A 10,535-nucleotide genomic window follows, 5' to 3' on the forward strand; every position below is an offset into this window, starting at 1 on the left:
GCAGCTTCTGCTCCGCATGGATCGGCAGCCCCTTGATCAGGATGAGCTTGCCGGAATAGTCGCGGGAGGTCAGCACGTCGGTGCTCAGGCCCTTGTTCCGGATCGTCGCGAGCTTCACGTACTCTTTCGTCTTCTCCACCATCATCGACTGCAGGATGAGGCGGGACTCGACGCTGGTATCCGGGCCCATGAGCTGGTCCGACACTCTGTCCACCGTACGCTGCCCCCGCTTGTCGCTGCCGGTGTCGATGCTGGTGCGGACGAAATCGTTGAACTCCTTGTTCGTCAGAATGTAGTCGTAGATTTCCTTCATCGTTCCCGGATTGTTGGCCGAGATGACGATCCTGTCGTTCACGTACATGGATTCGACTTCGGCATCCGGTTTCGTCAGGATCATCTCGCCGATGTGCCAGAGGAAGGTCGAGAGGTTTCGCAGGAACTTCGCTTCTTCCTCGCCGTCGAAGCTGCGCGGCTGCCGGACGACCACCGGGCCCAGGGACTGGCCGCCGTAATTGATGCCGTTGCCGACCTTGTCTTCGACCTGTCCGCCGAAATACTCGATGCCGTCCATCATCTGGATGGCCCGGCCGCGCCCGGGACTGCAATGCGGGCAGTGCTGCGGCGGCTGCAGGCGCCCGGGCTGCGCCTTCGCCTGGGCTGCGGGAGGCTGGGCGAAGCGCGTCGGCGGGGGCGCGTGGCTGCGCGCCGGCGCGGCGGAAGGCGCTGTCCTCTGCTGGACCGCGGGCGGCTGGGCGAAGCGGGTCGGCGGCGGAGCGTGGACCCGCTGCGGCCCCGCGGCGCCGGCCGGCCTCGCCTGGACGGCGTGCGGGGGAGCGTTCGCCCGGGGCTGGGCGGGGCCCGGATGGTTCCGGCCGTAGCGCGTCGGCGGTGGCGGCTTGGGCATTCTCATCTCCGAGGATGCGGCGACGAGACGAGGATGCCGCCCGTCTCCTCCATCTTCGTAGAGTGTTTGTTAACCGAAGCTTACCCCTAATGGAGGCAATGCTGGGCATCGGCCATTCGGGGGAACGTCATGAGCGACCACGGGCTCGATCTCGTCCTGGTCAATCCGGGCGGACGCGAGCGCATCTACCAGGACCTCGGCAACGAGCTGACCGCGGTCGAGCCGCCGCTGTGGTGCCGGCTGATCGGCGGCTACGCGCGCGACCGCGGCTTCTCTCTCCGCATCATCGACAGCGAGGCCGAGAACTGGGGCCCGGCAAGCGTGGCTGCGCGCATCCGCGAGCTGTCGCCCCGCCTCGTCGCCATGGTCGTGTTCGGCCACCAGCCCTCCGCCTCGACCCAGCAGATGGTCGCGGCCGGCGAGGCGTGCCGCGCGCTGAAGGAGGAATGCCCCGACATCCCGGTCGTGATCGTCGGCGGCCACGTCTCGGCCCTGCCCGAGCGCACGCTGGAGGAGGAGGCCGTCGACTTCGCCTGCAAGGGCGAGGGGCCGGTCACCGTCGTCCAGCTCCTGGAATCGCTCGCCGGCGCCCGCCCCCTCGCCGAGGTCGAGGGGCTGGTCTGGCGCGACGAGGACGGCAAGCCGCGCATCAACCGCCCGGCGGCGCTGATCCAGGACCTGCAGAAGGACCTGCACGGCGACGTCTGGGACCTGCTGCCCATGGACCGCTACCGCGCCCATAACTGGCAGTGCTTCGGCGACCTCGCCTCGCGCAAGCCCTACGCGTCGATCTACACCTCGCTGGGCTGCCCGTACAAATGCACCTTCTGCTGCATCAACGCGCCCTTCGACGTCAACCGCTACCGCATGCGCTCGCCCGAAGGCGTCGTCGCCGAGATCGACCTGCTGTACAAGACCTACGGCGTCAGGACCTACAAGATCATCGACGAGATGTTCGTCCTGAACGAGCGCCATGTCGGGGCCATCTGCGACCTGCTGATCGAGCGGGACTACGACCTCAACATCTGGGCCTACGCCCGGGTCGACACGGTGAAGCCGCACATGCTGGACCGGCTGCGCCGCGCCGGCTTCCGCTGGCTGGCGCTCGGGATCGAGTCCGGCAGCCGCCACGTGCGCGACGGCGCGCAGAAGTCGCTGAAGGGCGACGACATCGTCTCGATCGTGCGCGAGATCCAGAAGGCCGGCATCAGCGTGATCGGCAACTACATCTTCGGCCTGCCCGACGACGACCACGCCAGCATGCGCGAGACCCTCGACCTCGCGAAGGAGCTGAACTGCGAGTTCGCGAACTTCTACTCGGCCATGGCCTATCCGGGCTCGGCCCTGTACGCGACCGCGCTCGCCCGCGGCTGGCCGCTGCCCGAGAGCTGGTCCGGCTACTCCCAGCACAGCTGGGACTGCACGCCGCTGCCGACCGAGGCGCTGCCCGCGGCCGAGGTGCTGAAGTTCCGCGACGACGCCTTCCACGAGTATTTCGCGAACTCCCGCTATCTCGACATGGTGACCCAGCGCTTCGGCTGGGACACGCGCCGCCACATCGAGGAGATGGCGCGCACCCGCCTGAAGCGCCGCCTCGTCGAAGAGATGGTCGCCGCGCAATGACGGCGCCCTCGCTGTCCGGCGTCGACGTCGCGGTGCTGGCCGGCGGGCTCGGCACCCGCATCCGCGAAGTGCTGGGCGACGTGCCCAAGGTGCTGGCCCCGGTCGGCGGCCGGCCCTTCCTCGACCATCTCCTGGACTGGCTGCGCGGGCAGGGCGCGCGGCGCGTCGTCCTGTGCCTCGGCCATCTGGCCGAGCGGGTCGAGGCGCATCTGGCCCACAGCCCGCCCGACGGGATCGAGGTCGTGACCGTGGTCGAGCCGCGGCCGCTCGGCACCGCCGGCGCCCTGCGCTTCGCCCGCCCGCATCTGCGCTCCGACCCCGTGCTGGCGATGAACGGCGACACCTTCCTGGAGGCCGACCTGCCTTCCTTCCTCGCCGGCCACCTGGCGGCGCGCGCCGACGTCTCCCTGCTGTGCGTCGAGGTGCCCTCGGTCGCGCGCTACGGCAGCGTCGAGCTGGACGCCCGGGGCCGCGTCGCCCGCTTCGTCGAGAAGGACCCCGCGGCCGAGCGGCCGGGCCTGGTCAGCGGCGGCGTCTACCTGCTCTCGGCCGCCGCCCTCGACCGGCTGGCGGCCGGCGCCGGGCCGTCGCTGGAGCGCGACTTCCTGGAGGCGCAGCCCCCCGGGACGATCCGCGCCCAGGCCGTGCGCGGCCGCTTCGTCGACATCGGCACGCCGCCCAGCCTGCGCGCGGCCGAGCACATCGTCCCCGGGGCGTCGGCCCCGACCCGCGCCGGGAGCCCGTCATGATCATCACCCGCACGCCCTTCCGCATCTCGCTCTTCGGCGGCGGCACCGACTATCCGAAATGGTACCAGGACCACGGCGGCGCCGTGCTCGGCATGGCGATCGACAAGTACTGCTACATCAGCCTGCGCCGCCTGCCGCCCTTCTTCGCCCACCGCCACCGCATCGTCTATTCCCGGATCGAGAACGTCCGCGAGCTGTCGGAGATCGAGCATCCCGCCGTGCGCGCCGTGCTCCAGGAGGACGGCGTCGAGGACGGGCTGGAGATCCACCACGACGGCGACCTGCCGGCGCGCTCGGGCATGGGATCCAGCTCCTCCTTCACGGTCGGCCTGCTGCACGCGCTGTCGGCGCTGCGCGGCCGCATGGCGACCAAGCGCCACCTCGCCGAGGAGGCGATCCGGATCGAGCAGCACGTGATCGGCGAGAACGTCGGCTCCCAGGACCAGATCTGGGCGGCCTTCGGCGGGCTGAACCGCATCGATTTCCGCCAGGACGGCGCCTTCACCGTGTCGCCGCTGATCGTGCCGCGCACGCGCGAGACCGAGCTGCTCGGCCACATGATGCTGTTCTTCACCGGCCTGTCGCGCCACGCCTCCGAGATCGCGCGCAGCCAGATCGAGAACATGGGCCGCCGCGCGGCGCAGCTGCGCGCGATGCGCGCCATGGTCGACGAGGCGCAGTCGATCCTGGCCAACCCCGGCGCCGACATCCGCCTGCTCGGCCACATGCTGAACGACGCCTGGATGCTGAAGCGGGAGCTGGCCTCCAACGTCACCACCGGCGCGATCGACGAGATGTACCAGGCCGGCTGCGAGGCGGGCGCGATCGGCGGCAAGGTCCTGGGGGCGGGCGGCGGCGGCTTCGTGCTGTTCTTCGTCGAGCCCGCCAACCAGGCTGCCGTGCGCGAGCGGCTGAAGTCCCTGATCGAGGTCACCTTCGACATCGACACCTCCGGCTCCAGCGTCGTCCTTTACAACCCCAACGGCTTCTGAGCGTGGCGCCCAGGGGCGAGCTGAAGGGCGGCCGCGTCTTGTGCCGTCACAGGCGTCTGGCTCCGCGCGCGACCGCCTCGTCCCGCTCGGCATTGCCTGCCCGAACCGAAGGTGCCCCGCACTTTGGTGCCGCCGGCTGTCAGGGCAGATGACATGACCGCCATTGCTCTCGTTGCCCAGAGGCGACATGGCTACTAGACGCCCCAATCAGTTGCCGCCGCGTGCTGCACTCGCATCAGCGCAGATCGATCAGGCAACTTATCTGGGCAGTGCCGAGCACAAGCAGCGTAGATGGTGGGGAGGATTGCCGATGGCGTATGTCGGGCCTGACGGCCAAGCCAGCCGGCCGAAGAGGCAGATTACTACGATCTGCCCGCTCATCGCTGAAGCCGAACGCGAGGCGGCTACGGAGTGGGTGCGGCAGGCGCTACGGCTCAGACAGTACCGTTTCTCCGAAGGCGACAAGGACTTTCCTAAACATATCTGGTACAAGGATGATAGTGGCCAATTTTGGTTTGGTTTTTGTGTGAACAGCATTCAGGGGCAGTACAAAGGTTGGCCCATCGAGGAGGAAGAAAAAATTGCGTTTTTCGGTTGAATGGCAGGATGAGGCGGTCAATGTAGCACCCGAAGAGCAAGCCACAGTCGCAGATCTGCGTCTGTGGGTTGGTCAAGGTAATGTCTGCCTGCATCTGCGGAATGAACAGCCTGCCGATCACCTGACAATTTCGCTCTATTCTTTAGCGTCCGGCTTGGCTCATGAGTGGTGGACTCTGTTTGGTGGTCGTGACCAAGAACTTCGCCTTGTTAAACATCGAAGTGGCTACGCAGTTCCTGATATTCGTATGTCTTATGATGGTGCTGTATTTGAAATTTTGGCGCATCAGCGTGTATATACCAACCCAGACGTGCGTTTCTGGAGCGGGCCACCGGACGTCATGACCAGGGTTGAGGCCGAAGATAAGCTCAGTGACTTCATAGAAACCGTTCTCACTCGCCTGAATGCACGCAAAGTCACAGAGACGAGCGCCGCCCTGCGCTGGGCTCGCGTTCAGGCATCCAGGCAGGATGCAGATGAGGCTACATTCTGTGAAGCCGCTGGCGCACTTGGACTCGATCCTTACCAAGTTGATGACGCGGCTGCGGATATGATCGGGCGGGCCGCCGGTGTTTTCGAAGGCGAACCACTCACAGAGTTTTTGGCTGGCGCCCGTAAAGCTGATCGTGAAAAGCTGCTGAGTTGGGTGGAGTCCGTGGAAAAGCGGCCACGCTACAAGTCACGCCTTAAGGACCTGGGGCCGATTTCCGCACAGGCAGCCGATATGGCCCCAAACCGTATCGGCGAGATGAGTTGGGCGCTAGGCTACCGTCGTGCCCGCGCCGTGCGAAAAATCCTGGGGCTTGGTGAGAGTCACCGCTTTCGTGGCATGAAATCCCTCCTTGAATTTCTTGGTGCGAGCAAGAATTTTGAAGTGGCTCCAGCCGTAGATGGCATTCGTCTACTCAGAAGTGATCACGAGGACGGCCCACATATTCATCTACGCCGCCACGGAGTGTCCAGTGAAGCTCGATCTTCCGAGATTTTCACTTTAGCTCGAGGAATTGGAGACATTGTTTGTTTTCCTGAGCCGCAGAAGGCGCCCGTCAACGATTTGCATTCAGCCCACCGCCAAGCAACGGGGCGGGCATTCGCTGCAGAGTTACTTGCGCCGGTAAGCGAGGTTTTGGCAATGATAGACGATGGTCGAGATGTGGTTTCAGCTGCTGATGAGTTCTGTGTCTCGACAGCGGTTATTAAGCGCCAAATCGAAAACGCGGAACGGATAAGAGCAGCGTGTACGGCAGACTAATTAGGTTGGCTCATTCAACTCGCGCTTGTCGCGCAGCAGTTTTCTGGATAATGGAAGTAGTTCGATTGTCAGGCTGCCGATTTTAGACGCAAGCAGGGCGATCATGGGCTGCTCGGCTAGATGGCTCGATAGGAGAAGCGCCGCACGGTACGGTGTCGAGATTTGCGCCTATTCGGGTATGTCATCCCATGCCGAGATTAGTATTGCGACATGCATGGCGGAAGGCGACGCTGGCTGTTTCTTCGGGCAAGTGTCGGCTGCTGTCCGCTGTGGATGGCCTATCTCGACTCACTGGGCGCTACCTTCGGCAAAGCCGGTTCCAAGCCGCTGACGCGCTGGCGGCACCCCGGCGGACTGCCCTTCACCATCTCTTCCTTGAGCCCCAGTGGCTTGAGCCCCAGTGGCTTGAGCCCCAGTGGGCGGTGTTCGAATACCCGTGCGACCGACATTGGCGCTGCCTGTCAGAACGCCGTTGAACCGCGCCGTTCCCGCCACCACTATGGCGGGGACCGAGGGCAGGGGAGGGGGAGATCCCATGAAAATCGACGGCGTTCCCTATCGCACGATCTGGCCGGCGGCCGACGGCCGGACGGTCGAGATCATCGACCAGCGGCACCTGCCGCACGCCTTCGTCGTGGCGCGCCTCGAGACCGTGGACGAGGCCGCGCGCGCGATCCGCGAGATGTGGGTGCGCGGCGCGCCGCTGATCGGCGCCACCGCCGCCTACGGCCTGGCGCTGGCGCTGCGCGCCGACCCCGCCGACGCGAGCCTCGCATCGGCCTACGAGCGCCTGTTCGCGACCCGGCCGACGGCCGTCAACCTGCGCTGGGCGCTCGACCGCATGCGCGCCGTGCTGGCCCCGCTGCCGCCGGCGTCGCGCGCCGGGCGCGCCTGGGCCGAGGCGGCCGCCATCGCCGACGAGGACGTCGCGATCTGCCGCGCGATCGGCGGGAACGGCGCCGCGCTGATCCGCGACGTCGCCGCGCGCAGGGGCCCGGGCGCGGTCGTCAACGTGCTGACCCATTGCAACGCCGGCTGGCTCGCGACCGTGGACTGGGGCACGGCGCTGGCCCCGATCTACGTCGCCCACGAGGAGGGGATCGCGGTCCATGTCTGGGTCGACGAGACGCGCCCGCGCAACCAGGGCGCCAGCATCACGGCGTGGGAGCTGGGCCGCCACGGCGTGCCGCACACCGTCGTCGTCGACAATGTCGGCGGCCACCTGATGCAGCACGGCCGCGTCGACCTGTGCATCGTCGGCACCGACCGCACGACCGCGACCGGCGACGTCTGCAACAAGATCGGCACCTACCTGAAGGCGCTGGCGGCCCACGACAACGGCGTGCCGTTCTACGTCGCCCTGCCGTCGCCCACCATCGACTGGACGGTCGAGGACGGCGTGCGCGAGATCCCGATCGAGGAGCGCGACCCGGCCGAGGTGACGGCCCTGACCGGCCGCACAGCCGACGGGCGGATCGAGACCGTGACCCTGACGCCGGACGGCAGCCCGGCCGCGAACTGGGCCTTCGACGTGACGCCGGCCCGCCTCGTGACCGGCCTCGTGACCGAGCGCGGCGTCTGCCCGGCGAGCCGCGAGGGCCTGCGCTCGCTGTTCCCCGAAGCCTCGGCCCAGGCCGCCCAATGACCAGCGGAGACCGCGACCCCATGACTTCCCCCGGCACCACCCCCGGAACGGCCCCCGGAACGCCTCCCGTCCTGGGCATCATCGGCGGCAGCGGCGTCTACGACGTCGACGGCCTGGAGAACAAGCGCTGGGAGCGGGTCGCCTCGCCCTTCGGCATGCCCTCGGACGAGCTGCTGTTCGGCGAGCTGGACGGCCAGAAGCTGGTGTTCCTGCCGCGCCACGGCCGCGGCCACCGGGTGCCGCCGTCGGAGCTGAACTTCCGCGCCAACATCGACGCGCTCAAGCGCGCCGGCGTCACCGAGATCGTCTCGGTCTCCGCCGTCGGCTCGCTGCGCGAGGAGCTGCCGCCCGGCACCTTCGTCGTCGTCGACCAGTTCGTCGACCGCACCTTCGCGCGGGTGAAGTCCTTCTTCACGACCGGCCTGGTCGCGCATGTGGCGCTCGGCCATCCCGTGTGCGGGCGGCTCGGCGACGCGGTCGAGGCGTCGCTGCGCGAGCTGGACGTCCCGCACCGGCGCGGCGGCACCTATCTGGTGATGGAGGGGCCGCAGTTCTCGACCCAGGCCGAATCGAACCTGTACCGGAGCTGGGGCTGCGACGTGATCGGCATGACCAACATGCCCGAGGCCAAGCTCGCCCGCGAGGCGGAGATGTGCTACGCGACCGTCGCCATGGTCACGGACTACGACTGCTGGCATCCCGACCACGAGCACGTCACCGTCGACGCCGTGATCAAGGTGCTGCTCGGCAACGCCGACCGCGCGCGCTCCCTGGTCCGCTCGCTGGCACCCCGGCTGCGCCACCGCGAGGGTGCCTGCCCCCATGGCTGCCACACCGCCCTCGACCACGCCATCATCACCGCGCCCGGCATGCGCGACCCCGAGGTGGTGGCGAAGCTCGACGCCGTCGCCGGGCGCGTGCTCGGCGGCGGGTGACGGCGGGGGGGTGACGGCGGTGGGTAATGTTGCTCCTTTTGTGGTAGGATCTCCCCCGTTCGGTATCGGAGACCTGCCGCGATGTTGGAGACGACCACGCCGGAGGCGGTGATCGAGGACGCGGTCCTCGCCATCGCGGAGAACTTCAGGCGCCTCGCGGCCGAGGCGTCCAGCGTCGCGCGCGCCGCGGACCTGCTGGTCGGCGCGCTGCGCGGCGGCGGCAAGGTGATGTTCTGCGGCAACGGCGGCTCGGCCGCCGACGCGCAGCACCTCGCGGCCGAGCTGATGGGCCGCTTCCTGCGCGACCGGGCGCCGCTGGCCGCGGTGGCGCTGACGGTCGACACCTCCGCCCTGACCGCGATCGGCAACGACTATTCCTTCGACGAGGTGTTCGCCCGCCAGATCCGCGGCCTCGGCCGGCCGGGCGACGCGCTGGTCGCGATCTCGACCAGCGGCAACAGCGCCAACGTGCTCGAGGCGCTGGCGGTCGCGCGCGCGGCCGGCATCGCGACGGTCGGGCTGACCGGGGCGTCGGGCGGGCGGATGGCGGAGCTGTGCGACCTGTGCATCCGGGTGCCCGCGGCGCGCACCGACCGCATCCAGGAGATGCACATCGCGGTCGGCCACCTGATCTGCGGCCTGGTCGAGGACGCCCTTTGCTGAAGCCGCCCCTATGCTGAAACCGGCGGTCTTCTTCGACCGCGACGGCGTCCTGAACCACGACACCGGCTACCTGCACCGCTGGGACGCCTTCCGCTGGATCGACGGTGCCCGCGACGCGGTCCGGCTGTGCAACGACCGCGGCTTCCTGGTCTTCGTGGTCACGAACCAGGCCGGGGTCGGGCGGGGCTACTACCGCGAGGACGACGTGCGCGCGCTGCACGCCCGCATGGCCGAGGACCTCGCCGCCCATGGCGCGCGCATCGACGACTTCGAATACTGCCCCCACCACCCCGAGGCGGCGCTGGACGCGTACCGCCGGGTCTGCGCCTGCCGCAAGCCGGCGGCGGGGATGATCGAAGCGCTGGCCGCGCGCTGGCCGGTCGACCGCGCGCGCAGCCTGATGGTCGGCGACCGCGAGACCGACGCCGCCGCCGCCGGCGCCGCCGGCATCCCCGGCCACCTGTTCCCGGGCGGCGACCTGCGGTCCTTCCTGGAGCCGCTGCTGGCGCGGGGGTGAGGCCGCGCCGGCCCCGGGCACGCGGAAGGCCCGCCCCGCATGGCGGGACGGGCCTCCTTCATCGCCGTTCCTGTCTCGGCTTACTCGGCCGCGGGCAGGGCGTAGGCGTCGCCCACGGTCTCGTACTCGGTCATCTGCTCGGTGTCGATCTGGCTCACATACTCCTGGAGCGCCGCCGCCTGCGCGTCGGTGAGCTGGACGATCAGGCCGTCCTGGGCGCGTTCGAAATGCTCGACCGGGATCGCGACGCGGTCGCCGCCGCCCCAGTTGAACCAGCCCGTGCCGAACGACACGACGAGGTGCGGGTCGCCGTTGTGCCGGACCAGGCCCTCGACCTCGCCGACCTCCTCACCGCCGACGCTGTAGACGTTCATGTCTTCCAGGTCCTGGGTGCGCAGCTCGCCGACGCCCTCGCGCAGCTGCCCGCGCTCCGGCGGCAGCGTCAGGGCGGCGGCACCCGCCTGCTCGCCCTCGGCGACGGTGCCCGGCAGCACGGTCTCGCCGGCGCCGACGGTCTCCTCGGTGGCACCCGGCAGCACGGGCTCCTCGGTCAGCGTCGTCTGGCCATAGGCCGTGCCGGCCATCAGCATCAGCGCCGCGGCACTGCTCAGAAGGGTGTTTCGTGCGATGGTCTGCATGGTCTGTTCTCTCCGAAAT

General features: G+C 68.4%; 10 protein-coding genes and 1 pseudogene. 9 read left to right on the plus strand and 2 right to left on the minus strand.

From position 1 onward, the window contains the following. A pseudogene (locus VGO20_RS10540) lies at positions 1-904 on the minus strand (hypothetical protein); the annotation flags it as partial. A 129-nt stretch (positions 905-1,033) separates the two neighbouring features. On the opposite strand from VGO20_RS10540, the gene VGO20_RS10545 reads away from it, so the two are divergent. From VGO20_RS10545 to VGO20_RS10585, 9 genes are all read left to right on the plus strand, one after another. Further along, the gene (locus tag VGO20_RS10545) at positions 1,034-2,527 is read left to right on the plus strand and encodes a B12-binding domain-containing radical SAM protein (RefSeq protein ID WP_327502292.1); all 1,494 of its coding nucleotides are present in this window, start codon (positions 1,034-1,036) and stop codon (positions 2,525-2,527) included. Beyond that, entirely contained in the window at positions 2,524-3,276 is a 753-nt protein-coding gene (locus tag VGO20_RS10550) for a nucleotidyltransferase family protein (RefSeq protein ID WP_327502293.1), read from the plus strand. Before VGO20_RS10545 ends, VGO20_RS10550 begins: the two co-directional genes overlap by 4 nt. Then, complete coding sequence (locus VGO20_RS10555) at positions 3,273-4,268, plus strand: GHMP family kinase ATP-binding protein (protein WP_327502294.1); 996 nt, start codon at positions 3,273-3,275, stop codon at positions 4,266-4,268. The genes VGO20_RS10550 and VGO20_RS10555 overlap by 4 nt, the downstream gene beginning before the upstream one ends. 187 nt (positions 4,269-4,455) lie before the next feature. Continuing rightward, the gene (locus VGO20_RS10560; protein WP_327502295.1) at positions 4,456-4,866 is read left to right on the plus strand and encodes a hypothetical protein; all 411 of its coding nucleotides are present in this window, start codon (positions 4,456-4,458) and stop codon (positions 4,864-4,866) included. Continuing rightward, positions 4,850-6,118: an ImmA/IrrE family metallo-endopeptidase gene (locus VGO20_RS10565; RefSeq protein WP_327502296.1), complete on the plus strand. Its 1,269-nt coding sequence runs from the start codon at positions 4,850-4,852 to the stop codon at positions 6,116-6,118. Before VGO20_RS10560 ends, VGO20_RS10565 begins: the two co-directional genes overlap by 17 nt. A 535-nt stretch (positions 6,119-6,653) precedes the next feature. Continuing rightward, entirely contained in the window at positions 6,654-7,763 is a 1,110-nt protein-coding gene (mtnA, locus tag VGO20_RS10570; RefSeq protein WP_327502297.1) for an S-methyl-5-thioribose-1-phosphate isomerase, read from the plus strand. Positions 7,764-7,783: 20 nt separating this feature from the next. Further along, positions 7,784-8,698 (plus strand): S-methyl-5'-thioadenosine phosphorylase, encoded by a 915-nt coding sequence (locus VGO20_RS10575; protein ID WP_327502298.1) that lies wholly within the window; start codon positions 7,784-7,786, stop codon positions 8,696-8,698. Between the two features lie 111 nt (positions 8,699-8,809). Next, positions 8,810-9,361, plus strand: coding sequence for a D-sedoheptulose-7-phosphate isomerase (locus tag VGO20_RS10580; protein WP_414639793.1), 552 nt, complete (start codon positions 8,810-8,812; stop codon positions 9,359-9,361). Positions 9,362-9,371: 10 nt separating this feature from the next. Then, a complete protein-coding gene (locus VGO20_RS10585; RefSeq protein WP_327502300.1) occupies positions 9,372-9,878 on the plus strand; it encodes a D-glycero-alpha-D-manno-heptose-1,7-bisphosphate 7-phosphatase in 507 nt (168 codons plus the stop codon). Between the two features lie 80 nt (positions 9,879-9,958). On the opposite strand, the gene VGO20_RS10590 is transcribed toward VGO20_RS10585, so the two are convergent. Continuing rightward, a partial coding sequence (locus VGO20_RS10590) for a PRC-barrel domain-containing protein (protein WP_327502301.1) occupies positions 9,959-10,535 on the minus strand: 577 nt, incomplete at its 5' end.

This window comes from Arenibaculum sp., assembly GCF_035998295.1.
Classification (GTDB): domain Bacteria; phylum Pseudomonadota; class Alphaproteobacteria; order Azospirillales; family Azospirillaceae; genus DASYHS01.

What these genes read in the sequence shown, in the direction of transcription:
- mtnA (WP_327502297.1), top strand. Translation starts at nt 6,654, where the DNA reads ATGAAAATCGACGGCGTTCCCTATCGCACGATCTGGCCGGCGGCCGAC.
- VGO20_RS10560 (WP_327502295.1), top strand. Translation starts at nt 4,456, where the DNA reads ATGGCTACTAGACGCCCCAATCAGTTGCCGCCGCGTGCTGCACTCGCA.
- VGO20_RS10545 (WP_327502292.1), top strand. Translation starts at nt 1,034, where the DNA reads ATGAGCGACCACGGGCTCGATCTCGTCCTGGTCAATCCGGGCGGACGC.
- VGO20_RS10575 (WP_327502298.1), top strand. Translation starts at nt 7,784, where the DNA reads ATGACTTCCCCCGGCACCACCCCCGGAACGGCCCCCGGAACGCCTCCC.
- VGO20_RS10555 (WP_327502294.1), top strand. Translation starts at nt 3,273, where the DNA reads ATGATCATCACCCGCACGCCCTTCCGCATCTCGCTCTTCGGCGGCGGC.
- VGO20_RS10585 (WP_327502300.1), top strand. Translation starts at nt 9,372, where the DNA reads ATGCTGAAACCGGCGGTCTTCTTCGACCGCGACGGCGTCCTGAACCAC.
- VGO20_RS10550 (WP_327502293.1), top strand. Translation starts at nt 2,524, where the DNA reads ATGACGGCGCCCTCGCTGTCCGGCGTCGACGTCGCGGTGCTGGCCGGC.